This window comes from Streptomyces bambusae (assembly GCF_019400985.1).
Lineage (GTDB): Bacteria > Actinomycetota > Actinomycetes > Streptomycetales > Streptomycetaceae > Streptomyces > Streptomyces bambusae_A.
Genome location: NZ_WTFF01000072.1, coordinates 1 through 26,724, shown reverse-complemented (window position 1 = coordinate 26,724; position 26,724 = coordinate 1). Strand labels below are relative to the sequence as shown.

Sequence of the window (26,724 nt, the reverse complement as noted above, 5' to 3'; positions counted from 1 at the left end):
GGCGTGGCCCGTCCCGTTCCCGGCGGCCGCCTCGGCGGTGCTGGACGTCGCCGCCGCGAACGCCCTCAAGGGCTCGCCCGACTGGCGCATCACCCGGGCCGGGCCGGCCCGCGCCGTCGAGGGCTTCGCCGAGCGGACGAGCGTGCGGCCCGGTGAGCCGCTCGCCCTGCGCGTCTCGACGACCGCGCCCTCCTACACCGTCTCGGCGTACCGCATGGGCTGGTACGGCGGCGCCCGGGCCCGCCTGGTCTGGCGGTCGGGGGCGCTGCCGGGGCTGCGCCAGCCCCCGGCGGCGGTCGAACCGGCGACCCGGATGGCGTACGCGCCGTGGCAGCGGACCGCGGTGCTGGACACGTCCGGCTGGCCCGAGGGTGCCTACCTGCTGCGCCTGGACGCCGGTCGGGGGACGGGGCAGCGCTTCGTACCCGTCACCGTGCGCAGCGCCGTCGCCGCCGGCCGGACCGTGCTGGTGAACGCGGTCGCGACCTGGCAGGCGTACAACCGGTGGGGAGGCGCCGACCTCTACAAGGGGGCCGACGGCAGGAAGTCCTCGCGGTCGCTGCGGGTCACGTTCGACCGGCCGTACGAGAACCGGCAGGGGGCCGGCCAGTTCCTCGTCTTCGAGGCCCCCTTGGTCGCGCTCGCCGAGCGCCTGGGGCTCCCGCTCGCCTACGCCACGGGGCCGGACGTCGCCCGAGAGCCGCAGCTCCTGTGCGGCGCGGCGGCGGTGGTCTCGCCGGGGCACGACGAGTACTGGAGCCCGGAGCAGCGCGGCCGGGTCGGCGCGGCACGCGACGCGGGCACGAACCTGGCCGTGCTGGGCGCCAACTGCTGCTACCGGCGCGTGCGTTTCGAACCCTCCGGGGTGGGCGCCGACCGGATCGTGGTCTGCTACAAGGACGACTACGCGCAGGACCCCGGCTACCGCCGCGGCCTTCCCCCGACGAACGACTTCCGGCGGCCGCCCCTGGCCGAACCGGAGAGTTCGCTGCTCGGCGTGATCTACGACGGCTATCCCGTGGACGCCCCGTACGTGGTGACCGACCCGGACCACTGGCTGCTGAGGGGAACCGGCGCGCGGCTCGGCGACTCCTTCCCGCACCTGGTGGGAGTGGAGTACGACCGGGTGAACACCGCGTACCCCACTCCGCGGCCGATCGAGGTCCTCGCGCACTCGCCGGTGGTGTGCAAGGGCCGCCGCTCGTACGCCGACACGGCGTACTTCTCGCTGCCGGGCGGCGCGGGGGTGTTCGCCACGGGCACGATGCGCTGGGTCGAGGCCCTCGACGCGGACGAGCCCGGCCGCGGGCGGAAGAACCACGGCCTGGACGCGCGCACGGCGCGGTTCACACGCGCCGTCACGACGAACGTGCTGCGGGCGTTCGCGCGGGGGCCGGCGGGCCGCACCGCGCCGGCCGTCGACGATCCGGCCGCCTACGATCCAGCCGCCTACGACGGTCCTCCTGCGAGGACTTCGGGCGCATAGCCGCGTGGCGCGCGTCGCGGACGTCGTGCGCTTCGCGGACGCCGTGGACGTCGTGGACGTCGTGGACGTCGTGGACGTCGAGCGCGTCGTGGACGTCGTGGGTGCGGCCAGCCGGTAGCTTCTGCACCCTGACGCCGATTTCTCCTGAATTCGGGGGCCTTGCCATGAATCGTTCCGCCGTCGTCCTCTCCCTGCTGGCCACCCTCGCCTCCGGTTCCTTCCTGGGCACGGGCCAGACGCTCCCGGCGGCGGCCGGCCCGCCCGGCGGCGGCGACGGCCGCGGCACCAACATCCTCGTGGTCGGCATCGACAGCCGCAGCGGGCTCTCGGCCGCCGAGAAGCGCCGGCTGCACGTGGGCGGCAAGGGGTGCAACTGCACCGACGTGATGATGCTGGTGCACCTCTCCCGGGACCGGCGCCGGGCGAGCATCGTCTCCGTCCCGCGGGACTCGTACGTCGAGTACGCCGGCATCAGCCCGGCCCGGCGCGGCAAGATCAACGGGGCGTACGCGCTCGGTGGCGCCGCGGAGACGGTGCGCACCGTCGAGAAGGCCACCGGCCTGCACGTCGACCACTACCTGGAGACCGGATTCACCGGCTTCGAGCAGGCGGTGGACAACCTCGGCGGCGCCACCGTGTGCACGGACAAGCCGCTCAAGGACGAGAACTCCGGCCTGGACATCGCCGCGGGCACCCACCGCACCGACGGCAACCAGACCCTGCGCTACGTCCGGGCGCGCCACATCGACCGGCCGGGGGACCTCGGCCGGGTCCGCCGCCAACAGCGCACGGTGGCCGACCTGTTGGCGCGGCTCAGGGCCGAGGGAGCCCTGTCGGGGCCGTTCGGTGCGGCCCGTACGGCCCGCGAGCTGCTGAAGTCCGTGCGGACCGACGCGAACACGGGCCTGGACGACCTGGTCCGGATCGGCCGGGCCCTCGGCCGGCTGTCCGGCGAGCGGGTCGAGTTCGCCACCGTCCCGATCGCGGTCTTCGACCACCGCGTGCCCGGTGTCGGCTCCACCCTGCTATGGGACCCGGCCCGGTCCGCCGCGCTGTGGGAGGCCCTGCGCGAGGACCGCCCGATCACCGGCGACACCCGCATCCAGCCGGTTCCGCAGACCCCGGCCCGGACCAACCCCGCCGGCATCGCCGTCCGCGTCGACGACGCGGCGGTCGCCGCGGCCCTGCGCCGCAACGGCTTCGTCGTCACCGACACCTCGCCGTCCGCCCCGTCCGTACGCCCCGACGGCCCGCCCGTCATCCGCTACGCCGCCGGCCGGGAGGACGACGCGGCCACCCTCGCGGCGGCGCTCCCCGGCTCCCGGCTGCAGGTCGTGGCGGGGCAGCCCAGGCACTTCGAGGTCGCCGTCGGGACCCGGCCCGTGACGGTCAGGACCGTCACCTACGACCGGAACACCGCCGAGGGAGCCCCGGTGACCTCGGACCGGCTCAGCTGCGCCGGCGCCCGGCACCACCAGGCCGCGCCGCAGCGCTGGTAGAGCCTGCCTGCCGTCACCGTCCCGTCGTCGCCCGCGCCCACGGGGCGAAGGCGTTGTCCACGGAGCGCACGGCGCCGCGCAGCTCCGGGAAGTGGCGCAGCAGCACGGTGGTCATGGTGGTGTTCTCGATCCAGTCCAGGCCCGTCTGCGTGTACACCTGGGGCGTGTAGTCGGTGGTCAGGAACCGGTCGCTGTTGAGGCGGCGGGACGCCATCAGGACGAAGATCCGGAAGGCCGTGTCGCTGAAGGCGAAGCCCTCGGGGCGGGGCTCGGCGTACAGGCCGACCATCAGGTCGACGCGTTCGATGTCGCCGCCGTACGTCCGGCGCAGCTCCTCCGCCCAGACGGGGTTGTCCGTGAGGGTTTCGAAGTCCTCGGCGGGCTTGAGGTGGAGCTGGCGCCGGAACTCGTTGTAGCGCGGCACCCCCAGCTCCCTGATCCGCAGCACGTCGACGGCCGCCAGGTCCATCAGCTTGCCGTCCGGGCGCTCGAACTCCTGGAGGAACTTCGGGTAGTTGTGCAGGGTGACGAGTCCGGGGTGGGAGGTGCCGAAGGAGTAGAACAGGTCCGTGAGGCCGTGCTTGCCGTGGATCTCGTAGGCGTGGGGTCCGGTCAGTTCCGCGAACGTCGCCTCCTGGAGCAGCGAGTCGTCCACGGCCGAGCGGAAGCTCCACTGGTCGGGCACGAGGGGGTGCATCCGGTAGACGGCCACGAACTCCTCGGTGAGCGCGTACGGGACGCCGAAGTGGTCGGGCCGGCCGCCGACGATGCCGCTGAGCACCTCGTTCCGGCTGATCCGGCCCAGGAACCGGTGCACGCGCCGGCCCAGCAGCCCGTACCAGTTGGCGTGCATGGCGGTCACGGTGGTGGGGTGGCTGATGACGGCCGGGGTCCACTCGACGGTGTGGATCTTCGCGATGAGCGCCGCGTTGATCAGCCGCGCCCGCTGGAAGAGCTGCTCGTCCGACCAGGTGGGGAACTCCTGGGACAGCCGGTCGCAGATGGCGTTGTGCTCCAGGACGAACAGGTGGTGCATCATCAGCAGTCCCACCCAGAAGCCCGGGACGTTCGCGGGGTCCTGCTGCGGATCGTCCGGGAACAGCGAGCCGCCGTTGCGGGGGACCTTCAGCTTGCCGTTCTCGCCCGAGCGGAGCTGCCGCTGGGTCGCCAGGTCGCTGCCGTAGAGCTGGGAGGCGTCCCACCAGTGCGAGTGCTCGTTGATGTACGTCGGCGGCAGGCCGTCGCCGCCGGCCGGGCGGGTGGTGTCGGGCAGGGTCCGGGGCACGACCATCGGGCGGTCCGGCCAGGGGTCGTCGGGCGTCAGCTCGATCCGCCAGGGGTTGTCGATGGCGCCCTGCCCGTGGCTGACCCAGTCGCGGATCATGAACTGCAGCCAGGAGGCGACCAGGGCGTTGACGGAGCCGGCCGGGACGAACTCGTGGCGCGTCAGCAGGGCCCGGCTGACCTCGCGGGGGCTGGGCGAGAGCAGCTGCGGCAGGGGCTCGGGGTAGGTCTGCTCCGCGGGGACGTTGCGGCCGAAGCGGGAGCGGGCCATGCCCATACGGGGCTGGTCCAGGTCGTTGTACGAACCGTCCGCGGTGCGCTCGGTGAGGTGCCGCGTGGCGGGCGGCTCGATGTCGGGCGCGCCCTGCGTGGGGTAGGTGCCGGTGTCGAAGAGGTTCTTGCGGCGCAGGTTGCCCCGGACGCCCATGAGCGTGGCCAGGCCGAGCGGGGTCGGCAGGTTCTGCCAGCCGACCTTGCGGTCGACGGCCAGCGCGAGGTCGTTGTACAGGCGCAGGAACGGGGAGGCGGTGCCGCGGGCGCGCTGCCGGGCGGCCTTGCCGGGGGCGGAGCCATGGGGGTCTTTGCGCATCGTCGCAATCCTTTCCGGGAATCACGGGAATCACGGGAATCGCGGGATCGCGGAATCACGGGATCACGGGAATCCCTTCCGGCGTCCGGTCGGCCGGCGGTCCGCCCCGGCCACCTGCGGGGGCCGTGCGGCGTCGTGGGTGGCGGTGCGGGAACGGTCAGGAACGGCCTCGGGGCGCCCCTCCCGGCAGCTGCGCCAGGAGCGAGAGGGCGACATTGACCGTCGAGATCGTGGTGGTGGTCATCGCCGCACGCGGCGGGAGCAGGCCCTGCCGGCCGGCCGCGGCCGCCGACAGCGCGTCACTCGCGTGGATGAGCGTGCCGATGCGCAGTGCCTGGGCGATCCTGTCGGCGTCCTTGAGGAGCAGCAGTTCCGCGCCGATGAACACGGTTCGCACACCGAACATGCGCAGGACGTGGATGAGACCGGGCTGGTTCTCGTCCGCCCCCAGCCGGCGGGCCACCACCTGCGGGACGGCCAACGCCGCCACACCGTTCACCAGCCGGATCCCAGCCAGGCTGTAGCGCGCGAGGGAGCGCGGGTCCATGGCCAGACCCCTTCCAAGGGGGAGATCTCGTACTACATATGACGATAGTCGACGCCGGGAGGGCTCGCACTGCACCGCTGTCTGCGATACGCCGTTCGGGGCGCCGTGCCGCGCTCACCGCCCGGCGTCCGTCCGGGTGCCCTCGCAGAGGTAGCGCAGGGCGCGCAGACCCGGCAGGAAGAAGTAGGCACCGCCCTGGACGTACACGAACTGCGGCAGGTCGAGGTAGCGGGTGCGGACCGGCCTGGCCTGGGCGGTGAAGGTCGAACGGTGGTCCTGGCGGGCCCCGGCGACGGGGTCGGGGCCGTCGTAAAGACCGTTGAAATGGGGATTGTTGAGCCAGGTGTGCTGGACGAACTCGAACTGGCGGGAGATGTTGGCGTTGAGGCAGAGGAAGTGCAGTCCGCTGCCGCTCGTGCTGTTCTGGCTGTCCGGGCTGTCCGGGCTGTTCTGGCTGTCCGGGCCGCCCGCCGCGGTGTCGCCGGCCCGGCCGTACGCGCCGCTGCCCGGCCCGTAGGCGCGGCCGCGGCGCAGGATCCGGTGGCGTCTGCCGATCGCGACCGACCGGGCCGAGCCCGGATCGGGGTCCAGCGAGTCCCGTGGGTTGGCGCGGCGGACGTGGGCGCCGAGCGGGCAGCTCAGGCCCTCCGGGTCGGTGGCGAAGTAGCCGAAGTCGTTGTCGGAGGCCAGGCCGGGGTCGTCCTGGTGCGGCGCGCGCACGAGTGGTGCGCCGCTGGGCCAGCGTCCCATCATGCGGGCCGCGAGCGCCCCGGCCGCCTGCGGGTCGGCGGTGCCGTCGGGGTGCCGTGTCGCGTCCTGCAGGTACTGCCGGAAGCCGTCGAGGTCCTGGCGGAACTGCCGGAAGACCAGGTAGCTGCCGTTGCGCCCGAAGTCGGCGCCGGGGCCGTCGTAGGGGCGGGGGTCGTCGTAGAGGCGGGGGCCGTCATGGGCGCGCGGCAGCAGGCCGGCGGCGTCGTACGAGGCCGGCAGCAGCGGCCGTTCCGTCAGCAGGCCGTACTCGTTGGGGTAGCCGAGCACGAACTCGCCCGCCTTGACGACCTCGTCGCCGCCGGCCGCCCTGGAGGCCTTGGACAGGCCCTCCAGGAGCGGCTGGGAGATGCCGTCGCGGAAGCCGAAGGGCTCGCGGTCGGTCAGCTCGGCCGTTCCGAGGCGGGCGATCTCGGTGAGGCCGTCCGCGCCGAGGGCGTCCCGGCGCACCTGCGCCTCCAGTGCTTCCAGCCGCGGCTCGTCCCGGGCGTAGAGCAGCGCGAGGACGTGGACGGGCGGGGTTCCGGGTCCGCCCCAGAGCCAGTGCCGGGGGTCGTTCTCCCCGACGTCGCCGAGGAGCCGGGAGCGGTCGGGGTCGGCCATGCCGGTGACGAACTCCTGGGAGAACCCGCTGATTTCCGGGGTGTCCAGGCCCAGGCGCCGCAGGCCGTCCGAGGTGAAGGCGAGGTTCAGCGCCGTCTCCGGCGGCTCCGCGCGGCCGTTCGCCACCTGCCGCGCGAGCCGCCCCAGGGCGGACCGGGCGGCGGCGTGGCCGGTGATCGTCAGCAGGAGGAAGCAGGCCGACGTCAGGCCGCTGTACCCGCGGGCGAGGAGGCCCTGGATGTCGTCCAGTTCCAGGGGCGGGGATGCGGGTGCGGGATCGGGTCCGGGTGCTGCTGCCATCACGTCACGCCCTCCTCCGGCCGCGCCGCGCTAGAACAGGGCGAGCCAGGCCTGGGTCTCGGCCGGCCCCAGTTCTGCGAAGAGGCCCGCGCGGATACGGGCATTGGTGTCGATGTTGTGCGTGGTCAGCGTGTCGTACGCCGAGTACCACACCTCGGTCGGCACCTGGTGGCAGCGCAGGTAGGACTTGAAGGCCTGCTCGTCCTCGGCGCCGTCGCGGACCAGCCACCGGGTGCGCGGATAGCCGTGGCCGTTGCTGAAGACGGCGTTCAGGCCCCAGGCCACCTTGTCGATGAAGTCGTCCATGTAGCTCTCTAGGCTGCCGTCGTAGTTGCTCGCGAAGAGCACGCGCCGTTTGTCGTCGATGAACAGCCAGCGGGCGAAGTGGATCGTCTTGACGCCGGCCAGGTCGCCCCGGTGGAACAGGTGGCGGACCCCGTAGTCGACGGCGAACAGGATCCCGGTCAGCGTCGACCGCCGAAACCGCCCGGGCTTGACGAAGCCGACCGCGGTGAAGGGGTTCTGGGCGGCGAAGTCCTCGCAGGCGGCGAGCCTGGCCACGTGCTCCCGGTCGGGGCGTTCCCGGCTGGGTACGTCGCGCCGCTCGTGCCACCGCAGCAGCACCGCCCAGACCGGCAGGGCGAAGGCGGCGACCGGCAGCAGCGCCAGCCCGGCCAGGGGCACCGCGACCCGGTGCACGGCCTGCCGGATCCGCCACCGCAGTCGGGGCCGGGCGGCGGGCTCACGCGCCCAGGCCAGGTCGGCGCGGCCGGTGACGAACCGCTGGATGCCGGCCCGTACCGCCGCGGGGTCCTGAGGTGCGCGGGCGGTGCGTTCGTCGAGGTACGTCTCGATCGCCTCGCGCAGCCGGGCCTCCTGGAGGATCTGCTCCAGGCCCCGGCCGACGGTGTTGACGTAGAAGGCGGCGCTGGGGACGCAGTGCTCTCGCAGCCATGCGACGCGAGCCGCCTCCGGGGCGCCGTCCGCGGGATACCCCTCGCAGGCCCCGAAGACCTCCCCCAGGCCGCTGCCGGCCTTGCGGACCAGGTCGGCCAGGTGCGCGTCGAGCGGGGCGTCCACCTCGCTCATCCAGACGATGCTCGCCGGGACCGCCTCTCCCGCGAGGTCGGTCCCGCCGGGCACCAGCACCAGTCGTGCGAAGTGGACCCCGGCCAGCTCGGAGAACGGGACGACCTCGCCCGCGCTCCCCTTGGGTCCGGCCTCGGACAGGCGGCGCTGCACGTCGGCGACCCGGTCGGCGGGTACGACGGCCCGGACGGTCACGGCCACCTGGTGGGAGGACGTGGCCGGCGCGGCACGTGAGGCCGGCGCACCCGGTGAGCGGTCCGAGGGCGCCGGCGGGAACGAACTCCGAAAGCTCAAGCTGAAGTTCAGGACCTTGTGCCGGCCCCAGTAGACGATGCCGAGGTAGAGACCGGGAGCGACCTCCCGGATCTCGTCGCGGATCCGCCGCGCCAGGAACGACGTCCGGGAGTAGTCCAGTACCGTGCATTCCTTGTCGTCGAACCAGCTCGGGCCGCGGTAGACCTTCGCCCGGATCGCGGCCACGCCGAACGGCGTGACCCGGTTGAGGAGTTCACCGCCGCCGGGGTCGAAGACCTTGCCCTGCCAGGCGACGGCGCGCGCGAGCCGCGCGGCCGCGCCCGACAGCCTGGCGCCGCGCGCCAGCAGGACGGTGCCGCGCCCCTCGCCCGTGGGTATCCCACCGGCGGGACTGCTGCGGAAGAGCTGGTCGAGGGCCGGCCGTGACAGGGTCAGCAGCGCAGCCGCGTCCACCCTCGTGTCATGGCTCATCACGTACCTCCGTGGGCCATGGCACCATCGTATTTCAGCCCGTATGTCCCGGCATGTCGTGTCCCGGCGTCCTGGGGCGGGTGCGGTCCGGCCTGCCGGCGGGGCGGTCGGGCCTGCCGGCGGGGCGGTCAGGCGTACCGGGCGGCCGCCTCGGCGAACGGCTGGGCGTGCGCGGGCAGTTCCGCACACAGCGCGACCCAGGAGCCGTCGGCGAACCACAGGTCCATGCGGCCCTTCTGCAGGACCCCCTTGGGCTGGGCGCGCAGCGCGGTGACCGCCGTACGGGGCGCCTCCCAGTACAGCCTGAACTCCTTGGCCGACTGCCACAGCGGCGAGGCGTCGCGGACGGCGAACCAGCGACGGTCGGTCACCACCAGGACGTCACCGGACCAGCCCCGGGTGCCGGCCCGCCGGATCACGTAGTCCCCGGCGGTGCTCTGCCAGCCGCCTTCCATGCCCGGGCCGTGCACAAGCCGGGCGGCCGCCTCGTCCAGCATGTCGGGGGCCCGGTCCACGGCGTCGGCCGCGGCCGCCGGCCGGGACCGCTGCGGGTCGAGCACCCGGGACCGCGCCAGCCGCCTCAGCCGCCCGGGCAGCATCTCCTCGACCCTGCGGACCAGCGCCGGGGGTTCGGCCAGGGTCACCAGGTGCGCGGGAGGGGTGGGCACACCCGGTGCCGGCTCGACGGGGCAGACGGCGATCAGCCGCTCCCCGGAGTGCAGGAACGGCTGGACCTGATCGCGTGTCTCCCGGTGCAACGGGGTGCTCCCCTTCGTCGTCACGGAGGCGAGTGCCCCCTGTCGTGCGGCCCGGTCAGGGCCCCGAACAGGAATTCTCGCCGATGCGCAGAGAAGATGATCATCGGGGTCGGGGCCGCCGCCGGCCCGTTCCCGTCACTCGCCCGACAGGCCTCCCGGCCCGTGGGCCGGGAGGTGCGGGCGGCGGGGGCCGCCGCCCGCACCGGGTGGGGTCAGCGGGTCAGGATCCGGTCCGTCACCGCCGCGGGTACCGGGGCCAGGCCGGCGGGGCGGGCGGTGAAGGTGCCCCGGCCCTGGGTACGGCCGCGCAGCCGGGACGCGTACCCGAACAGCTCGGCCAGCGGGACCACGGCGGTGACCGCGGTCGTGCCGGATCGGCTCGTGGAGCCGGCCACCCGGCCGCGGCGGGCGGCGAGGTCGCCGAGCACCGCGCCGACCGCCTCGTCGGGGACCGTCACCACGACGTCGGCCACCGGTTCCAGCAGCCCCATCGTGCTCGCCCGCAGGGCGGCCCGCAGCGCGGCCCTGCCCGCCGTGCGGAACGCCAGCTCCGAGGAGTCGTTGGCGTGGGTCGCGCCGTCGGTGAGCGTGACCCGCAGGCCGGTGACGGGGTGGCCGCCGAGCGGCCCGTCCACGAGGGCGTCCCGGCAGCCGGCCTCCACGGCCCGCACGTACTCCTGCGGTACCCGGCCGCCGACGACCGTGGAACGGAACTCGAACACCGTTCCCGTCGTCGCCCGCTCCTCACCCCCGTGTCCTCCTTCCGATGGTTCGACCGGTTCGACTGGTTCGACTGGTTCGACGTCGATGACGACATGGGCGAACTGCCCCGCGCCGCCGTCCTGTTTGACGTGCCGGTGCACCAGGCCCGCCACTCCGCTCAGCACCGTTTCGCGGTACGACACCTGCGGCCGCCCGACGACGACGTCCAGCCCCTGGTCGCGGCGGATCTTCTCCACCGCGACCTCCAGGTGGAGTTCACCCATCCCGGACAGCACGGTCTGACCGGTCTCGGCGTCGCTGCGCACGACGAGCGAGGGGTCCTCCTCGACGAGGCGGGCCAGCGCGGCCGCGAGCCGCCCGGTGTCGGTGCTGCGGCGCGCCTCGACCGCCACCGACACCACCGGCTCGGCGGTGCCGGGCGGTTCGAGGAGCAGCGGTGCGTGCGGAGCGCACAGCGTCGTGCCGGCCCGTGCCGTCTTCGGCCCCACCACGGCGACGATGTCGCCGGCCGGGGCCTCGTCCAGCTCGGTGTGGCGGTCCGCCTGTACGCGCAGGATCCGCGCGACGCGCTCCGTCCGGCCCGTACCGGCGTCCAGCACCGTGTCCCCCTTCCGCAGGGTTCCGGAGTAGACGCGCAGGTAGGTGAGCCGGCCGGTCGCCGTGACGGCCACCTTGAAGGCCAGGGCCGCCACGGGCTGCGCCGGGTCCGGGGCGCGCTCCTGCTCGCCGCCGCCCGCCGAACTCCCCCGCACGGCGGGCATGTCGGCGGGCGAGGGCAGGTAGGCCACCACGGCGTCCAGGAGCGGCTCGACACCGCGGTTGCGGTAGGCCGAGCCGCACAGCACCACCGTGCCCGTGCCGTCGAGGGTCACCTCGCGCAGGGCGAGCGCGAGGCTGTCGTCGGTGAGCGCCCCGGTGGCGCAGAACTCCTCCAGGGCGGCCGGGTGGAGTTCGGCGGCCGTCTCCTCCAGCAGGCGCCGGCGCCGCTCCGCCTCGCCGCGCAGCCCGTCGGGGATCGCGCCCTTCTCGTACCCGGTGGAGTCCGCGGGCCAGAGCAGGGCGCGCATCCGTACCAGGTCGACGACGCCGGTGAAGCCGTCCTCGTGGCCGATCGGCAGCTGCGCCACGAGGGGCACGGCGCCGAGCCGCTCACGCAGGGAGGCGACGGCCGTGTCGAGGTCGGCGCCCGCCCGGTCGAGCTTGTTGACGAACGCGATCCGCGGGACGCCGTACCGGTCGGCCTGCCGCCACACGGACTCGCTCTGCGGTTCGACGCCGGCGACGGCGTCGAAGACGGCGACCGCGCCGTCGAGGACGCGCAGGGAGCGCTCCACCTCGTCGGCGAAGTCGACGTGGCCCGGTGTGTCGATCAGGTTGATCCGGTGGCCGTCCCAGGAGCAGCTGACCGCCGCGGCGAAGATGGTGATGCCGCGGTCGCGCTCCTGGGTGTCGAAGTCGGTGACGGTGGTGCCCTCGTGGACCTCACCGCGCTTGTGCACCGCGCCGGTGGCGAACAGGATCCGCTCGGTGACCGTGGTCTTGCCGGCGTCCACGTGGGCGAGGATGCCGAGGTTGCGGACGGCGGTGAGGGAGGGACTGGAGAGGGAGGGACGGGAGAGGGGGGTGGCGAGGGTTCGCCGGCTGGTGCGCATGGCCCGGGCCTTTCGGATCTTCGAGGAAATCAGGGCTGCGCGATTCCCGGACGGGGCGTGCCGGCATGCCGGCGTGAGCGGGTGGCGGCGTGGGCCGCCGGACGGGCTCAGCGGGTGGTCGTCGCGGGCATACGGTGCCGGCCGCGCAGCGGGCACCGCGCGGTACGGGACACCGGGATCACGTCGAACCGGGCCGGGGGAACGAAGGCGGTGGTGCGCTGACGGCACATGACCTGTTCCCCTCTCTGTGCTCTCGCGGACGACGTACCGCCGCAGTGGGGCGGCGTCGCGAGTGAGTGTAGGCAGCGGGAGCGGGGCGGGGCACGGGATTTAACGCCCGTGGCGGGGCGGGCCGTTGCCGGCGGGGACCCGGCGGGGTCACTCCAGCACGAGGTCGGCCCGTGAGCGGCCGGGGGCGACGAGGCGGGCGTTGGCCTCGTCCGAGCGGGCCACCCACTCCGTCGCACGGTCGGGGTCCTTGCCGTGGCGCACGTGCCGGTCGGTCAGCCGGCGTACCCGCAGGGCGTCGTCGGGGGCGAGGAACCAGGCCTCGTCGAGCAGGGGCGCGACCGCGGCCCACTCCCCCGCCCCGTGCAGGAGGTAGTTGCCCTCGGTGATCACCAGGGGGACACGGGGGTGGACCGGGATGCTCCCGGCCACCGGCTCCTCCAGCGAGCGGTCGAAGGCCGGCGCGTAGACGGTGTCCACGCCGGCCTCCCGCAGCCGGCGCAGCAGGACCGCGTACCCGACCGCGTCGAAGGTGTCCGGGGCGCCCTTGCGGTCCGCCCGGCCCAGGCGGACCAGTTCGGCCTGGGCCAGGTGGAAGCCGTCCATGGGGACGACGACGGCCAGCTCCGGCCCCAGCGCGGCGGCCAGCCGGGCTGCCAGGGTGGACTTGCCGGCTCCCGGCGGCCCGGCGATCCCGAGGATGCGCCGGCCGCCGGCCGTGGCGAGGGCCCGGGCCCGTCGTTCCAGCTCTGCGAGGTCCATGCCGCCATCCTGCCCGATCGGCGCGCCCGCCTCCACGGCCCCGCATGCGGTCGCGCCGGGCCGGTCGTACGGGGGCGCGTACGAAGGGGCATGTCGTACGAAGGGCCCGGGCCGGCGAGTGCCGTGGCCGGAAAAGTTGCCGGTCCGCGGCGTCCGGTGCATGGGGTCTCCCCAGGCCCGCAGGGCCTGGGGGACGCATCGCAAGGCGGCGGGCCGCAGCTCGTACGTGCCGTACTCGCGCGGTTCGGCAACGCAGCGAGGTGCCGTGCTTGGGGGCACTCCCCCGGACTCCGTCCGGGGCCCCCACCCAGCGGTAGCTGGGGGAGCGTCGTGGGGCGGTGAACCTTGCCGGTCAGGCGCTAGCCGATCTCCACCACGCGGGCCCAGTCCGGCGGTGTGTCCGGCTCGTAGTCGGGGTCGTCCTCGTACTGCGGGCGGCGGGCGTGCTGCCGGGGGAAGAGGCCCACCACCGTCCGGCACGGCGGGCGCCGGTCCGGCCAGGGGGTCTGGCCGTCGGTGAGGGCCACCACGACGTCCGGGCGGGGCCGGGCCCGCAGCGCGGCGGTGAAGCCGGAGCGCAGGTCCGTACCGCCGCCGCCCACCAGCGGGATCCCCTCGGCCCGGCACAGCGGGTGCACGACCCGGGCCGCGGCGTCGCACGTCAGCACGGTGACCAGGTCGCGGCGGCCGCCCACGGACCGGGTGATCGCGGCGACCTCCAGGAGCGCGCTGCCCAGTTCGGCGTCGCTGACCGAACCGGAGGTGTCGATGACCACGGAGACCCGCGGCGGCCTGCGCCGCAGACTCGGCAGGACGGCGCCGGGCACCGCGGCCGAGCGGCGGGACGGCCGGCCGTAGGTGTAGTCCTGGCCGGCGCCGGGCCCGGTGGCCGCCGAGCGGATCGCCGCGCCGAGCAGTTCCCGCCAGGGCTGCGGCGGGTGGAAGGCGTCCTCGGCCCACCGCTGCCAGCCCTCCGGGCTGTCTCCCGGACGGGCCTTGATCCCTTCCGCCACCCGGAACCGGACCGCGTCGCGCTCCTGCGCGCTGAGGCCGTGCGCGCCGTCCGGTCCGAGGTCCCACGCGCGTTCCAGCCCGTCGGCGCCGCTGCCGCAGTCCAGCCAGACGATGTCCTGGGTGAGCGGGCCGAGCCGGAACTGCCGCAGGTAGTCCTCCATGAGCTGGCCGGAGTGCAGTTTCAGCAGGCTCGGTACGACGGCGCCCTCGGGCCGGACCAGTCCGTCGCCGAACGCGTCGTCGTTGATCTCGCAGTCGGCGGCGATGTTCATCCGCAGCCGCTCCCCCGGCCCGGTCAACCCGCGTTGCCGCGCCACGCGTTCGCTGCGCCCGTGGTGGTCGCGCAGCAGGTGCGAGACCTCGTGCACCCAGACGGCGGCCAGTTCCTCCTCCGGCGTGCGCTCCACGAACCCCGGCGAGACGTAGCACCGCCAGTGCCGGTCGACGGCCATCGTCGGCACCCGTGGCGACTCCACGACGTGCAGGGCGAACAGCGCGGTCGCCAGGTACGGCCGGGCCCGTGCGGCCTGCAGCCGGGCGGCGTAGAGCTTGTCGAGGTCCAGTGCCCCGGGTGTCCCCGGTGCCCGGGTGTTCATCGGCCCGCGCGGGCGGCCGACGGGACCCGGGCCGCCGCCTGGTCGGCCCGCCGGGACAGGCTCACCACTCCGGCGAGCCGCTCGATCGCCTCCGGAACGTCCCAGTCGTCGCGGCGCAGCGCGGCGAGGGTGGTGGCGGGGACGACGACCAGGTCGGGGGCTCCGGTCTCCAGGGCGCCGACCAGGAGGGTCCAGGCCGCGTCCCAGCGGGTCTTCTCCGGCCGCTTGCGCACCGCCGCGACCACGGCGTCGAGCACCGCCTGGCGCAGGTCGCCGCGCTCGGGCAGGACGGCGGCCGCCGGGTCGGCGAGCAGGACCTCGGGGTCGGGGAGGTCCATCCGGTCCAGGCTCGCCAGCAGTTCCAGCCCCGGCCCGTCCCCCACGGTGCCCCGGACCAGCAGGGACAGGACGTCCCGGGAGGAACCGGCCGCGGTGGCGAAGGCGATCAGCCGCAGGGTCATCTCCCAGCTGCGGGGGGACGGCCAGGCGCCGCCACTGGGGGTCCCCCCGGACGGAGTCTGGGGGAGGGTCTCGTTGCTCGGCAGCCGGTGCACCAGGGCGGGGCGCGCGGACAGCAGCCCGCAGACCGCGCGGCGGGCGAGGTCCACGGCCTCCGGCAGCCTCGCCGCATCGAGCCGGGGCAGGGTCGCCCGGGGCCACGTCCCGCCGAGGCCGCGTACGACGACGTCCTGGTCGTGGATCCACTGGAGGTGGACGAACCGGTTGGCGAGCGGCGCGCTCAGCTCCCAGCCGTCGGCCGCCGAGGACCGGGGGTTGGCCGCGGCCACGATCCGTACGTCGGGCGGCAGTTGCAGGGCGCCGACACGGCGTTCGAGCACGAGGCGGAGCAGGGCGGCCTGGACGGCCGGCGGCGCGGTGGAGAGCTCGTCCAGGAACAGCAGTCCCCGGCCGGCCCGTACCAGGCGTACGGCCCAGTCCGGCGGGGCCATCGGGACGCCCTGGACGGCGGGATCGTCGCCGATGACGGGCAGGCCGGAGAAGTCGGAGGGCTCGTGCACGCTGGCGATCACCGTGGTCAGCGGCAGGTCCAGGTTCTCGGCGAGCTGGGTCAGGGCCGCGGTCTTGCCGATGCCGGGCTCACCCCACAGCAGGACGGGCAGGTCGGCGGCCACGGCCAGGGTGAGGGCCTCCAGCTGCATGTCGGGGCGAGGTTCGGTGGTGGTGTCGCGGAGCAGGGCCAGCAGCTCCCCGGCGATGTCGAGCTGGGAAGCGGGCGCGGGACCGGAGGCAGGGCCGTCGACGAGGCCGGTCCCGGTGAACGGGGCGTACGTGGGCACGGCAGAAGGCATGGCAGAAGGCATGGGTGATCACCTGTGGGGTCGTCGGTGGCGCGAGTGCGGAGCTCGCGCAGGAGGTCGAGCGGGGAATCGATCGAGAGGTCGAGTGAGAAGCCGAACGGGAGGCCGGGTGAGAGGCCGGGTGAGAAGGCGAGTCGGAGGTGACGGCCGGGCGGGGAGCCTGAAGCCCCCGGGCGTCAGCGGAGGTCGGCGTGGCGCGGGCGCGAACGACGGTCGGGCGGACGGCTTCTGGGCCCGACGTAGCCGGTGACGGGGCTGCAGCCCTGTCCGGGCCCGAGCAGGCCGGAGCGGAAGAGGCCGTAGGTGACGCGCCGCCCGGCAGCCGCCTCCAGCTCGTCCCGCAACGCGCCGTCGCGCAGCACCGCGTCGGGGCCCAGCAGGCCCTCGACGACGGCCAGCGCTCCGGCGGTGTCGCCGTGGACCAGGCGTTCGCGGATGCCGGAGAGGGACTGCGGGCGGCGGTGGGCCTCGTCGATGGCGCGCAGGCACGGGAGCGGTGTGCCGGTCAGCGCCACCAGCAGCTCCTCGCGGCGGAGTTCGTCCGGACCGTGGTCCAGCGCCGTCAGCACCCCGTCGACCAGGGCGATACGGTGCCGGTCGCCCCGGCAGTCCACGAACCGGGGTGCTCCCGCCGGATCCGTGGCGGGAGCGGGTCCGGCCGGCACGTGACCGGGTACGAGCGCCGCGGCGACGAGCGGGTGGAGCCGGTCGGGCCCGATCAGGCCCGCCCGGAGCAGCTCCAGGTCGGGCAGCACCCAGGTCGCCGGGTCGGGGAGGACCGGCAGCGCGGGACCCCCCTCGTCGGCGGGGGCGGCCGCAGTGTGCAGCTCGGGCGGCCGGGTGCCGTCCGGGTCCGTGACCAGGTCGAGGACGAGCCGGTGCCGGCCGCCGAGGCGCACCTCGACGGCTCCGCCGCGCCGTCCTTCGGCGCGGAGCAGGAGCTCAGCCTCCGCCGCCCACCGGTCCACGGCGCAGGGGAGCCCCCCGGGCGCCGTTGCCGGCAGCCCCGGGACCGGGCCGTACGGGTCCTGGCCGGGCGGGTCCTGGCCGGGCGGGTCCTGGCCGGGCGGGTCCTGGCCGGGCGGCCGGTCGGCCCCCGAGCGGATCCGCAGGTCACCGGCCCTGCGGGCGTCCCAGAGGTGGCGGTGCAGGTCGAAGCGGAACCGCCGGCTGGGATGCGGATGCGGATGGCTCCGGGCGGCGGTCCCGGTCCGGGAGCCGTCCCACAGCGCGAGGCTGATCCGCTGGCCGCCGTCCGCCCAGGCGGGCGGGGTCCGGACCACGAGGTGCACCGGGTCCCCGCCGTCCCGCCCCGCGCCGTCGTACCGCGCCAGGGCGATGGTGAGGCCCGGGCGCAGCAGTCCGTCGGGGGCGATCCTGGGCAGGTGCCAGCGCAGCAGGTCGGGTGCGAGGTGGCGGAGGTCCGCCCGTACCCGGGCGGCGAGTTCCCGGCCGTGGGTGCGGGCCAGCACGCCCAGCCGCAGGTCTACGTCGATGCCCGCGGCGGCGCACGCCCCGGCCCAGTCGCCGACGGAGCGGCGGGCGGTCGCGGTCTCGATCATGGAGGGCGGCACGGCGTAGTCACGCACGCGCGGCCAGAAGGAAATCGGGGAAGTGAGGGAATCCTCGTCCGTGGTGTGAGTGGGCATCAGCACTCACCTTGCGCGGACGGGGCCCCCAATCTCGGAAGAGAAGGAGTAGTCATCGCGGTGATCATAGCTCCCCGCGGCCGCGTCCACCAGGTGTCAGGTCCGGTGTCAGGTCCGGTGTCAGGCCTCGGCCCGGTCGAGGGCCTCGTCGAGGGCCGTGGCCGCCATGATGAGCGCCAGGTGCGTGAACGCCTGGGGGAAGTTGCCCAGTTGCTCCCCGGTCGGGCCGATCTCCTCGGCGAACAGGCCGACGTGGTTGGCATAGGTGAGCATCTTGTCGAAGGCGTAGCGGGCCATGTCGAGCCGCCCGGCCCGGGCGAGGGCGCTGACGTAGAGGAAGCTGCACAGGGAGAAGGTGCCCTCGTCGCCGCGGAGTCCGTCGGGGGACTCGGAGGGGTCGTAGCGGTGGACGAGGCTGTCGGAGACCAGGGCCGACTCCATGGCGTCGAGGGTGGACAGCCAGCGGCGGTCCCGCGGGGACAGGAAGCCGACGGTCGGCATCAGCAGCAGGGAGGCGTCCAGCACATCCCCGTCGAGGTACTGGACGAACGCCTGCCGGCGGGTGCTGTACCCGCGCTCGACGATCTGCTCGAAGACGGCGTCCCGGGCGGCGGTCCAGCCGGCCACGTCGGCGGGCCGGGCCAGCTCGGTGGCCAGCCGGATGCCCCGGTCGAAGGCCGTCCAGCACATCAGCCGGCTGTACGTGAAGTCGCGGCGGCCGCCGCGGGTCTCCCAGATGCCCTCGTCGGGCCGGTCCCAGCTGACGGCCAGCCAGTCGAGGAGCCTGCTGAGGTTCTGCCAGCCGTCGTACCCGGCCAGTTGGGCCAGGTCGGGGGTCTGGCTGAGGGCGAAGACGGCCTCGCCGTAGATGTCGAGCTGGAGCTGCTCCGCCGCGCCGTTGCCGACGCGTACGGGTGACGATCCGCGGTAGCCCTCCAGGTGGTCGAGCACCTGTTCGTCGAGGTGCGGGTCGCCGTCGACCCGGTACATGATCTGCAGCGGCTCCCCGGTCACCGTCCTGCCGTGCTGCACGCGGGCCCCGAGCCAGCGGCGGAACGCCTCCGCCTCGTCCTCCAGCCCCAGGTCGAGCAGGGCCTTGACGGACAGGGAGGCGTCCCGGACCCAGGTGTAGCGGTAGTCCCAGTTCCGCTCCCCGCCGATCCGCTCGGGCAGGCCCGTGGTGACGGCCGCCACGGGGGCACCGGTCGGGGCGTACGTCATGAGCTTGAGCGTGATCGCCGACCGGTTGACCGCCTGTTGCCAGCGCCCGCGGTAGCGGCAGCGGCGCAGCCAGCGGTGCCAGTAGGTGTACGTGGCCAGGAACGCGCGGCGGATGTCCCCCTCGGTCAGCGGCTCCGGCGGCGCGGCCGCGGGATCGTGGCACACCGTCAGGACGGCGGCCGCGTGCTCGTCCTGGCGCAGGACCACCTCGCCGCGCACGCCCGGCCCGTCCTGCGTCAGCCGCACCGGGCCGGCGGCCTGGAGGTAGGCGGTGAGCTGCGGTGTGGTGAAGTGGGCCGTGTCCGCGGTGAGCGCGAGGCCGTGGCCGGCGCGCCCGTAGTCGAACGCGGGCCGGCAGTCCAGGCGGAACCGGACCGTGCCGCGGGTGACGCGCATGACCCGGATGATCCGGTGCCGGTCGCCGGGGGCCTCGGCCTCGCCGAGCGGCATGAAGTCGATGACCTCGCCGACGCCCTCCTCGGTCATGGACCGGGTGACCAGGACGGCGGTGTCCGCGAGGTAGAGCTGGCGGGTCACGGTGCGCGGGGCCCCGCCACCGGCATCGCCCGGCACTCCGTCGGCGGGGCCGGATGCAACGTCGGCCGTATCGGGCGAGGCGTCGGCCGTGCCGGGCGAAGCGTCGGCAGTGCCGGGTGTGGCGTCGGCGGTGACCGCGAAGTGCCCGCCGCGGTCGTGGTCCAGCAGGGACGCGAACAGGCTGGGCGAGTCGAAGCGAGGGGCGCAGAACCAGTCGAGCACTCCCTCGGAGGAGACCAGCGCGGCCGTCCTGAGGTCCCCGATCAGCCCGTGGTCCCCGATCGGCGGGTATCGACGCATGGGAGTCCCTTCGCCGGCGCGGCCCGTCCTCCCCACCTCCCCACCTCCCCACGCTAAGGCCGCGGGCGACACCGGGCACGCGTTCCCCCGCAGGGGCACGGGGTACTGCACCGGGCGCGGAGGCTCCCCACCGTGCGCGGGCCCCCGGGCCTGGGGGGCCGCGCCGCGGCCGTCACCCGGGTGGGCGGTCCCACTGGCAGGGGCCCGCGACGGTCGGCTTGCTGGGGGGATGAGACAACACGCGCCGGGTGCGTCCCGGGACATGGGCCTGAGCACCCCGCGGGCCGCCGGGCTCGCCGGGGTGGTCTTCGCCCTGCTGCTGGCCGCGGCGATCGTGCTCGTCCGGCTCGCCCTGCCCTCGGGCGGCGACGTGGAACACCTCGACGTGTCCTCCGGGGACCGCACCGCGATCGGGGTGGCGGTGGAGCTCGTCCCGTTCGCCGGCATCGCCTTCCTGTGGTTCATGGGGGCGCTGCGCGAGCACTCCGGGCCGGCCGAGGACCGGTTCGTCTCGACGGTGTTCCTGGGCAGCGGGCTGGTCTTCGTCGCATCCCTGTTCGGCGCGGCGGCGGCCGCCGGCACCGTGCTGGAGGCCGGGCAGCCGGAGGACTTCGGCCGCCACTTCGCGTACACGCTGCTGACCACCTACGCCATGCGGATGGCCGCCGTGTTCGTCTTCGCGACGTCCGCCATCGGCCGGCGGCTCGGGGTCTTCCCCCGCCCCCTGACCGTCGTCGGGTACGCCACCGGGATCGCCCTGCTGGTGGTGGGGTCCTCCGTGCCGTGGTCCGAGCTGGTCTTCCCGGCCTGGGCCCTGGTCGTCAGCCTGTACGTGCTGCGCGCCGCGCGCCGCTCCGCGTAGGCCTCCCCGCCCCTCCCCCGGCCGTGCCACCCGGACGGATGCCCGGGCCGTGTCACCCGGACGGATGCCCAGGCCGTGTCACCCGGACGGCCCGTCCGGACGGGCCGGGGCGGGCGGGGGCGCGCACGCTGGCCGGGAAGTCCGGGGGGTCACCGAAAGGACCGCACCTTGCTGAGGCTTGTCGTCGACCTGAACCGATGCCAGGGGTACGCGCAGTGCGCCTTCCTGGCGCCCGACGTCTTCGCGATGCACGGGGACGAGGGGCTCCTCTACGACCCGCAGGCGGAGGCCGCCCAGCGCGAGCGCGTGGCCCAGGCCGCGGCGGCCTGCCCCGTCCAGGCGATCCTCGTCGAGGATCTGGAGGCGTCCGATGCCTGACACGGCACTGGAGCGGCTCAAGAGCACGGGCCGGATCGTCGTCGTCGGGGCCTCGCTCGCCGGTCTGCGGGCCGCCGAGACCCTGCGGGACAAGGGCTTCAAGGGCTCGCTCACCATGGTCGGGGACGAGCCGTACGAGCCGTACGACCGCCCGCCGCTGTCCAAGCAGGTGCTGCTGGCCAAGTCCACCGCCGAGCGCACCGCGCTCCCCCGCCGCCGCGCGATCGACGCCGAGTGGCGGCTCGGCGTGGCGGCCAGCGGACTGGACATGGGGGCGAAGCGGGTCGAGCTGGCCGACGGCGACGAGCTGCCGTACGACCGGCTCCTGATCGCCACCGGGGTGCGGGCCCGGCCCTGGCCGAACGCGGCGGAGGCCGAACTCGACGGCGTGTTCGTGCTGCGCACCCGGGACGACGGGGCGGCGCTGGCCCGGCGGCTCGACGCGGAGCCGCGCCGGGTCCTGGTCATCGGCGCCGGGTTCACCGGGTCCGAGATCGCCTCGGCGTGCCGTGAGCGCGGGCTGAACGTCACCGTCGCCGAGCGCGGTGACGGGCCTCTGGTGGGCGCCCTCGGCGGGGTCGTCGGGGCGGTGGCCGCCGAGCTCCAGCGGGAGCACGGCGTGGACCTGCGCACCGGGATCATGGTCACCGGGCTGGAGGGCGACTCCTCCGGGCGGGTCCGGGCCGCCCACCTGTCCGACGGGACCACGCTGGAGTGCGACGTGGTCGTGGTGTCGCTGGGCGCGCAGCGCAACACCGAGTGGCTGACCGGCTCCGGGCTGGGCGCGGGGCCGCGGGGCATCGCCTGTGATGCGGGCTGCCGGGCCTTCGACATCATGGGCATCGTCACCGACGACATCTACGTGGCCGGCGACGTCGCCCGGTCCCCGCACCCGCTGTTCGGCTACCAGTTCCTGTCGCTGGAGCACTGGGGCAACGCCGTCTCCCAGGCCGAGACCGCCGCCCACAACATGCTCAGCGAGAGCGCGGGCCGGCGTCCCCACATCTGGGTCCCGGCGTTCTGGTCCACGCAGTTCGGGGTGAACATCAAGTCCGTCGGCGTACCGTCGATGGGCACCGAGATCATGATCACGCAGGGGTCCCGGGCCGAACGCCGCTTCACCGGTGTGTACGGGTACCAGGGCCGGGTCATCGGCGCGGTCAGCTTCGACAACGCCCGCTGGCTGGACTTCTACCAGCGGCAGATCGAGACCACCGCTCCGTTCCCGGTGCCGTTCCCGACCGTCGACCGGCGTTCCGAGGGGAACCAGCCGATGCCCGCGGACTTCCCCGATCCGTCGGTGCCCACGCACGGGCCGACCGTGACCCTCAGCGGGTACTCGCCGGCCGACCGGCGCATGACGTTCACCCCCGCCAGGCACTGACCGCCCCGCGCGCCCTCCGAAAGAGACCGCCATGAAGCAAGGCATCCTGACCGACATCCTGGACCACGCCAACCGTGCGAACCCGTACCCGCTGTACGAGGAGCTGCGCAAGACCCCGGTGTACCACGACGGGGAGGGGCCGTACGTCGTCAGCACGTACCACGAGATCCACGGCCTGCTGCACGATCCGCGGCTCAGCTCCGAGGAGCGCAACCGCACCGCGGGAGGCGCCGACCCGTTGGCCGGCGAGGAGGAGGCGGAGGGGGCCACCCTGCCGCCGAGCTTCCTGAAGCTGGACCCGCCCGAGCACGACCGGCTGCGCCGGCTGACCAACCGCCCGTTCGGGCCGCCGCACTCGCCGCACCGGATCGAGAGCATGCGCGGGAACCTGGACGAGACGGTCAAGAACCTGATCGACGACATCGCGAACGGGACGTCGCGAAACGGGAGTTCGGGGAACGGGTCGTCGGGGAACGGGACATCGGGGAACGGCGCGGGCACCGGGCGCATCGACATCGTCGACCAGTTCTCGTACCCGTTCCCGGTGACCATGATCTGCCGGCTGCTGGGTGTGCCGCGCGAGGACGAGGCGCGGTTCCACGTATGGGCCGACACCCTCGCGTCGAGCCTGGACCCCGACCCGTCCGCGGATCCGGCGGAGCGGGCGAAGGTCACCCAGGACGCGCGGATGGAACTGGGCATGTACCTGGCCGGGCTGATCGAGGAGCGCCGCAAGGACCCGCGGGACGACATGCTGTCCCAACTGGCCGCCGGGCAGGGCGACGACTCCATGTCCACCATGGAGCTGCTGAGCACGGCGGCCCTGCTGCTGATCGCCGGCCACGAGACCACGGTCAACCTGATCACCAACGGCATGCTGACGCTGCTGCGCAACCCGGACGAGCTCCAGCGGCTGCGGGCCGAACCGGGCCTGGCGGTACCGATGGTGGAGGAGCTGCTGCGCTTCGAGCCGCCGGTGCAGATGCTGCCGCAGCGCACCCCGCTGGTCGACATCGAGGTGCACGGGGTCACCATCCCCAAGGGCGCGCCCATGTGGCTGATGCTGGCGTCGGGCAACCGGGACCCGCAGCGGTTCGAGAACCCGGACCACTTCGACCCGGACCGCAGGGACGTCCAGCACCTGGGGCTGGGCAGCGGGATCCACAGCTGCTTCGGGGCTCCGCTGGCGCGCCTGGAGGCGCAGAAGGCGCTGAGCGAGCTGGCCCGGCGGCTGGAGAACCCGCGCCTGCTGGAGGACCCGCCGCCCTACCGCCAGAACGCGGTCCTGCGCGGCCCGCGCCACCTCATGATCGCCTGCGACGGCATCCGGCCCTGACCCGCGCGCACCCGGCCATTTCCAGGCGCCGGCACTGAACGGAGGCGGGTGGGCGCCGGGCGCGCCACCCGCCTCGCCTCCGGAGCGGCTCAGCAGCCTCCGCAGTTGTAGTACAGGACGTCCCAGTGGTTGCCCTCGTCGGCGTAGACGTTGCCCGAGCCGGAGCGCCACATCGGCGCGCCGTCGCCGCGCACTCCGATGTAGGTGAACGTGTTCTTGATGTAGTTGGTGACGCACGTTCCCTTGGCGTAGTCGAGCTTGTAGCCGTTCCAGTGGGAGTACGTGCCGCTCGCGTGGCCCGTCTCCGTACCGCCCGTGATGTTGAGGGCGCACCCGGTGGCGCGCTTGAGGGTCTGGGCGCCCTGCGCCGTGGCGAGGTTGAGCTGCTCGAAGGACGTGCAGGTCGGGTTGTTCCGGTCGGAGCAGTTGCCCGAGGACGACCACGTGATCCCGACCTGCCGGAACATCGAGGTCGCGGTCGCGTGGCTGATCTTGGTGACGGCGTGGGCTTCGGTGGTGGCGATCAGTACCCCGAAGCCCGGCGCGAAGAGCGCGCCGAGGACGAGTAAGCAAGCGGTGAGGACGGAGCGGGTCTTCACGTGGAACGCCTCCTGCGGGTGACCGCGGACTGTCGGGGCACAGTGATGGTGCCCGACCGCCCGGCCCGTCCGCCAGAGGGCGGTACGCGGCACCGCCCCCCGGACCGAGACGCTGACCGCACGGCGCGAGCACCGCTCACGACCGCGGCCCGGGTCAGGAGACCCCGGCCGAATAGTGGTCGAGGTACTCCCGGAGGTGGGGGGCGAGCGCTGCTTTCCCGCCGGTCTCGTTGAGGTGCATCCACAGCTCGTTCTCCACGACGAACCGGAAGGCGAACTCCTCGAAGCTCGTGGCGCACCGCACCAGTGACTGCGCGGCCGCGGCACGGAACCCGGCTATGTCCTCCTGCGCGAGTTCCCGGTAGCCCCACTCCAGGTCCAGGTGCGAACAAACGACGAAGGACTCCCCCGAAGGCCGCAGGTACAGGTACCAGATGACGCAGTCCTGCTGGTCCCGCAGGAACCGTACGAGACGGGCCCCGTCCTCGACGGGACTCTCCAGGGCGCCGGACAGGTCGGTCCAACAGGCCGTCACCGACACCTCGTCACACATGCCGGCCAGCCGGTCGCTGCCGTAGCAGGTCCGGAAGTCCTCGGGCAGGCGCAGGCCGAGGGCCGCCAGCTCCGCCTCCAGTGACACCAGGTGCCCGGTGTGCTCGGAGGGGTGCTCACCCGGCCCGCCCCGCCAGCCGAAACGGCCGTCGAGGCGGGCGGGGTCGACGGGCGGCAGGCTCTCCGGCGGGTACACCTCGTAGGTGAACTCGCAGGGCCGGTATGGGCCCAGGTCGGTGGCGCACCATCCGGAGGGGAAGTCGGGGGCGGCGACGGCGGGTGCGGATGTGGGTGTGGGTGCGGACATGGACATCCCCTTGGTCGGGGCCCGTTCGGGACCTCGGTGGTTCAGCGGTACGGTCACAGGCTCGCACCCGCCACTGACATCGAGGGGCCCTCCTACGGCGTCGCCCCCTCTTCCCGCCGTGTCAGGCGTCCCCGCCGAGCCTGCGGCCGCCGCCCGCCGCGGCCTCGATCAGGACCTCCGCCAGGGGAAGGGGCACCGACAGCATCGGGTAGTGCCCGGTGGCGAGTTCGAAGAGACTCACCCCCGCGTCCGCCAGGGCGGCCAGGCGCGGATCGCCGGCCGCGTATGCCGCCTCGACCATCGCGACGGACACGCCGCTGCCGGTGCAGAACACGCCGGTGCTCGGAATCCCCCGCACCGCTCCGGACAGTTCGACCGGCTCCGTGAAGCACTTGTACGGGTGCGGGGCCGCGAGTCGTTCCAGCCGGGCCCGGGCCGCGTCGTCCAGGCCGGCCAGGCTGCCCCACCACTCCGGCCGGTCGGTGGGCTGCGGCGGATAGCGCCAGCCGTCGCCCCGCGCGGTCACGAGCTCCTGAACCGCCGTCCTGCGCGCCTCGTCCATGAACGTGCCCGCCACGGTGTCCCCGTCCTGCGGTACGCCCGTGTCCAGGTGGACCACGCGGCCCACGCGCTCCGGGCGGCGGTCCGCGGCGCCGACCACCGGGAAGATGCCGTAGCTGTGGCCCACGAGGACCGCGTCCGACACCTCCTCGTGGTCGATGACCTGCAGCACGTCCTCGACGTGGGTGCCCACGCCCACGTCGGGCCGGGCGAGGTGACGCCGGTCCCCCAGCCCCGTGAGGGTGATGGGGATCGCGCGGTGCCCGCGGCGCGTCAGCTCGCTCGCGACGTCCTGCCACACCCAGGCGCCCAGCCACCCGCCGGGCACCAGAACGAAGTCCGCCATGTGAAAGCCTCTCTCGGTCGAGTTGCGCGCACTGCGGCAACGGTCCCAGGGGGAGGTTCCGCCATGAGCGCCGAGTGGACCATCGGGGATCCGGCCAAAGCGGCCGGGATCCCGGTCAAGACGGTCCGGTACTTCCCCGAGCGGAGCTGCCTGCCCGGTGTCAGGCGGTGCCGCGGGCGGTGAGCCGGAGCCGGACCTCCAGCTCGTGCTCACCGGGCACGGTGCCGAGGTCCTCGACCGAGAAGAGGTGTTCCAGTTCCTCCCGGACGTGGCGCACCGGGTCCGCGGCGCCGTGCAGGTCGATGCTCACCGGCCCCGGCAGCGGCGGCGCCGAGCTGCTGCGGCTGCCCGTGCGGGTGCGGGCGTCGAGGGTCGACGACCACACGGTGGTCCCGCTCGCCGCTTCGGCCGCCTGGCCCGGCGGCGCGCCCCTGCCCTCTCCGGAGTCCTGGAAGGCGGTCTGCAGCGCGGCGAACACGGCTTGCGCCGTGTCGTGGTCGCAGCCGGTCAGGTACAGGCCGACGTGGTCGGCGCTCTCGGCGATGCTCATCCGCTGCCGTTCCTTTCACCGTCCGGGCGGGTCGGGCAGCCCCGTCACGGGCACCGCCCCGCCGATCGTACGGAGCGCCGGTCCCCGGACCGGGCAGCGCCGCCACGGCCAACCGGATGACGGGACGGGCGGGCGCCTGTCTCTTATAACCTTCTTACTTTGCCCACCTCTCTCCCCGCTCAGCTTACAGTGGCGGATA

22 protein-coding genes are annotated in these 26,724 nt (G+C 74.1%); 6 read left to right on the top strand and 16 right to left on the bottom strand.

Annotation, left to right across the window (positions count from 1 at the left end; genetic code table 11):
- Together GPJ59_RS12940 and GPJ59_RS12935 are read left to right on the top strand one after the other, a co-directional pair.
- A partial coding sequence (locus tag GPJ59_RS12940) for a N,N-dimethylformamidase beta subunit family domain-containing protein (protein ID WP_374200846.1) occupies positions 1–1,486 on the top strand: 1,486 nt, incomplete at its 5' end.
- Positions 1,487–1,650: 164 nt separating this feature from the next.
- Entirely contained in the window at positions 1,651–2,985 is a 1,335-nt protein-coding gene (locus GPJ59_RS12935; protein WP_219667233.1) for an LCP family protein, read from the top strand.
- A 13-nt stretch (positions 2,986–2,998) separates the two neighbouring features.
- On the opposite strand, the gene GPJ59_RS12930 is transcribed toward GPJ59_RS12935, so the two are convergent.
- The 12 genes from GPJ59_RS12930 to GPJ59_RS12880 all read right to left on the bottom strand — a co-directional run bounded on the left by GPJ59_RS12930 (position 2,999) and on the right by GPJ59_RS12880 (position 19,650).
- Entirely contained in the window at positions 2,999–4,858 is a 1,860-nt protein-coding gene (locus tag GPJ59_RS12930; protein WP_219667232.1) for a peroxidase family protein, read from the bottom strand.
- A 157-nt stretch (positions 4,859–5,015) separates the two neighbouring features.
- Complete coding sequence (locus GPJ59_RS12925) at positions 5,016–5,405, bottom strand: hypothetical protein (RefSeq protein ID WP_219667231.1); 390 nt, start codon at positions 5,403–5,405, stop codon at positions 5,016–5,018.
- A 114-nt stretch (positions 5,406–5,519) separates the two neighbouring features.
- Positions 5,520–7,076: a Dyp-type peroxidase gene (locus tag GPJ59_RS12920; RefSeq protein ID WP_219667230.1), complete on the bottom strand. Its 1,557-nt coding sequence runs from the start codon at positions 7,074–7,076 to the stop codon at positions 5,520–5,522.
- A 30-nt stretch (positions 7,077–7,106) separates the two neighbouring features.
- Entirely contained in the window at positions 7,107–8,891 is a 1,785-nt protein-coding gene (locus tag GPJ59_RS12915; protein ID WP_258024312.1) for a hypothetical protein, read from the bottom strand.
- A 128-nt stretch (positions 8,892–9,019) separates the two neighbouring features.
- Entirely contained in the window at positions 9,020–9,649 is a 630-nt protein-coding gene (locus GPJ59_RS12910; RefSeq protein WP_219667229.1) for a hypothetical protein, read from the bottom strand.
- Positions 9,650–9,861: 212 nt separating this feature from the next.
- The gene (fusA, locus tag GPJ59_RS12905; RefSeq protein WP_219667228.1) at positions 9,862–12,024 is read right to left on the bottom strand and encodes an elongation factor G; all 2,163 of its coding nucleotides are present in this window, start codon (positions 12,022–12,024) and stop codon (positions 9,862–9,864) included.
- Positions 12,025–12,131: 107 nt separating this feature from the next.
- A complete protein-coding gene (locus GPJ59_RS37360) occupies positions 12,132–12,254 on the bottom strand; it encodes a hypothetical protein (RefSeq protein ID WP_258024311.1) in 123 nt (40 codons plus the stop codon).
- A 148-nt stretch (positions 12,255–12,402) separates the two neighbouring features.
- Positions 12,403–13,014, bottom strand: a complete 612-nt coding sequence (locus tag GPJ59_RS12900; RefSeq protein WP_219667227.1) for a nucleoside/nucleotide kinase family protein — start codon at positions 13,012–13,014, stop codon at positions 12,403–12,405.
- A gap of 359 nt (positions 13,015–13,373) precedes the next feature.
- Complete coding sequence (locus tag GPJ59_RS12895; protein ID WP_219667226.1) at positions 13,374–14,624, bottom strand: vWA domain-containing protein; 1,251 nt, start codon at positions 14,622–14,624, stop codon at positions 13,374–13,376.
- Positions 14,621–15,934: an AAA family ATPase gene (locus GPJ59_RS12890; protein ID WP_258024310.1), complete on the bottom strand. Its 1,314-nt coding sequence runs from the start codon at positions 15,932–15,934 to the stop codon at positions 14,621–14,623. The genes GPJ59_RS12895 and GPJ59_RS12890 overlap by 4 nt, the downstream gene beginning before the upstream one ends.
- A gap of 185 nt (positions 15,935–16,119) precedes the next feature.
- Positions 16,120–17,592 (bottom strand): hypothetical protein, encoded by a 1,473-nt coding sequence (locus tag GPJ59_RS12885; protein ID WP_258024309.1) that lies wholly within the window; start codon positions 17,590–17,592, stop codon positions 16,120–16,122.
- 120 nt (positions 17,593–17,712) lie between these two features.
- On the bottom strand, positions 17,713–19,650 hold the full coding sequence (locus tag GPJ59_RS12880) for a glycoside hydrolase family 15 protein (protein ID WP_219667224.1): 1,938 nt from the start codon (positions 19,648–19,650) through the stop codon (positions 17,713–17,715).
- 229 nt (positions 19,651–19,879) lie between these two features.
- Here GPJ59_RS12880 and GPJ59_RS12875 point away from each other — a divergent pair, with 229 nt between their 5' ends.
- The 4 genes from GPJ59_RS12875 (at position 19,880) to GPJ59_RS12860 (ending at position 23,610) form a co-directional block, all read left to right on the top strand.
- Positions 19,880–20,512, top strand: a complete 633-nt coding sequence (locus GPJ59_RS12875) for a hypothetical protein (RefSeq protein WP_219667223.1) — start codon at positions 19,880–19,882, stop codon at positions 20,510–20,512.
- Between the two features lie 171 nt (positions 20,513–20,683).
- Complete coding sequence (locus GPJ59_RS12870) at positions 20,684–20,890, top strand: ferredoxin (RefSeq protein ID WP_219667234.1); 207 nt, start codon at positions 20,684–20,686, stop codon at positions 20,888–20,890.
- Complete coding sequence (locus GPJ59_RS12865; protein ID WP_219667222.1) at positions 20,883–22,274, top strand: NAD(P)/FAD-dependent oxidoreductase; 1,392 nt, start codon at positions 20,883–20,885, stop codon at positions 22,272–22,274. Before GPJ59_RS12870 ends, GPJ59_RS12865 begins: the two co-directional genes overlap by 8 nt.
- Before the next feature lie 31 nt (positions 22,275–22,305).
- On the top strand, positions 22,306–23,610 hold the full coding sequence (locus GPJ59_RS12860) for a cytochrome P450 (RefSeq protein WP_219667221.1): 1,305 nt from the start codon (positions 22,306–22,308) through the stop codon (positions 23,608–23,610).
- An 89-nt stretch (positions 23,611–23,699) separates the two neighbouring features.
- On the opposite strand, the gene GPJ59_RS12855 is transcribed toward GPJ59_RS12860, so the two are convergent.
- From GPJ59_RS12855 to GPJ59_RS12840, 4 genes are all read right to left on the bottom strand, one after another.
- The gene (locus GPJ59_RS12855) at positions 23,700–24,209 is read right to left on the bottom strand and encodes a hypothetical protein (protein WP_219667220.1); all 510 of its coding nucleotides are present in this window, start codon (positions 24,207–24,209) and stop codon (positions 23,700–23,702) included.
- A gap of 154 nt (positions 24,210–24,363) precedes the next feature.
- Positions 24,364–25,068: a hypothetical protein gene (locus GPJ59_RS12850; RefSeq protein WP_219667219.1), complete on the bottom strand. Its 705-nt coding sequence runs from the start codon at positions 25,066–25,068 to the stop codon at positions 24,364–24,366.
- A gap of 121 nt (positions 25,069–25,189) precedes the next feature.
- Positions 25,190–25,975, bottom strand: a complete 786-nt coding sequence (locus GPJ59_RS12845; protein ID WP_219667218.1) for an alpha/beta fold hydrolase — start codon at positions 25,973–25,975, stop codon at positions 25,190–25,192.
- Between the two features lie 160 nt (positions 25,976–26,135).
- Entirely contained in the window at positions 26,136–26,525 is a 390-nt protein-coding gene (locus GPJ59_RS12840; RefSeq protein WP_219667217.1) for a hypothetical protein, read from the bottom strand.
- Positions 26,526–26,724: the final 199 nt, after the last annotated feature.

Excerpts from the sequence above, each read along its gene's own strand:
- GPJ59_RS12935 (WP_219667233.1), top strand. The coding sequence starts at position 1,651 with ATGAATCGTTCCGCCGTCGTCCTCTCCCTGCTGGCCACCCTCGCCTCC.
- GPJ59_RS12930 (WP_219667232.1), bottom strand. The coding sequence starts at position 4,858 with ATGCGCAAAGACCCCCATGGCTCCGCCCCCGGCAAGGCCGCCCGGCAG.
- GPJ59_RS12925 (WP_219667231.1), bottom strand. The coding sequence starts at position 5,405 with ATGGACCCGCGCTCCCTCGCGCGCTACAGCCTGGCTGGGATCCGGCTG.
- GPJ59_RS12920 (WP_219667230.1), bottom strand. The coding sequence starts at position 7,076 with ATGGCAGCAGCACCCGGACCCGATCCCGCACCCGCATCCCCGCCCCTG.
- GPJ59_RS12915 (WP_258024312.1), bottom strand. The coding sequence starts at position 8,891 with ATGAGCCATGACACGAGGGTGGACGCGGCTGCGCTGCTGACCCTGTCA.
- fusA (WP_219667228.1), bottom strand. The coding sequence starts at position 12,024 with ATGCGCACCAGCCGGCGAACCCTCGCCACCCCCCTCTCCCGTCCCTCC.
- GPJ59_RS37360 (WP_258024311.1), bottom strand. The coding sequence starts at position 12,254 with ATGTGCCGTCAGCGCACCACCGCCTTCGTTCCCCCGGCCCGGTTCGAC.
- GPJ59_RS12900 (WP_219667227.1), bottom strand. The coding sequence starts at position 13,014 with ATGGACCTCGCAGAGCTGGAACGACGGGCCCGGGCCCTCGCCACGGCC.
- GPJ59_RS12895 (WP_219667226.1), bottom strand. The coding sequence starts at position 14,624 with ATGAACACCCGGGCACCGGGGACACCCGGGGCACTGGACCTCGACAAG.
- GPJ59_RS12890 (WP_258024310.1), bottom strand. The coding sequence starts at position 15,934 with ATGCCTTCTGCCGTGCCCACGTACGCCCCGTTCACCGGGACCGGCCTC.
- GPJ59_RS12885 (WP_258024309.1), bottom strand. The coding sequence starts at position 17,592 with ATGCCCACTCACACCACGGACGAGGATTCCCTCACTTCCCCGATTTCC.
- GPJ59_RS12880 (WP_219667224.1), bottom strand. The coding sequence starts at position 19,650 with ATGCGTCGATACCCGCCGATCGGGGACCACGGGCTGATCGGGGACCTC.
- GPJ59_RS12875 (WP_219667223.1), top strand. The coding sequence starts at position 19,880 with ATGAGACAACACGCGCCGGGTGCGTCCCGGGACATGGGCCTGAGCACC.
- GPJ59_RS12865 (WP_219667222.1), top strand. The coding sequence starts at position 20,883 with ATGCCTGACACGGCACTGGAGCGGCTCAAGAGCACGGGCCGGATCGTC.
- GPJ59_RS12860 (WP_219667221.1), top strand. The coding sequence starts at position 22,306 with ATGAAGCAAGGCATCCTGACCGACATCCTGGACCACGCCAACCGTGCG.
- GPJ59_RS12850 (WP_219667219.1), bottom strand. The coding sequence starts at position 25,068 with ATGTCCGCACCCACACCCACATCCGCACCCGCCGTCGCCGCCCCCGAC.
- GPJ59_RS12845 (WP_219667218.1), bottom strand. The coding sequence starts at position 25,975 with ATGGCGGACTTCGTTCTGGTGCCCGGCGGGTGGCTGGGCGCCTGGGTG.
- GPJ59_RS12840 (WP_219667217.1), bottom strand. The coding sequence starts at position 26,525 with ATGAGCATCGCCGAGAGCGCCGACCACGTCGGCCTGTACCTGACCGGC.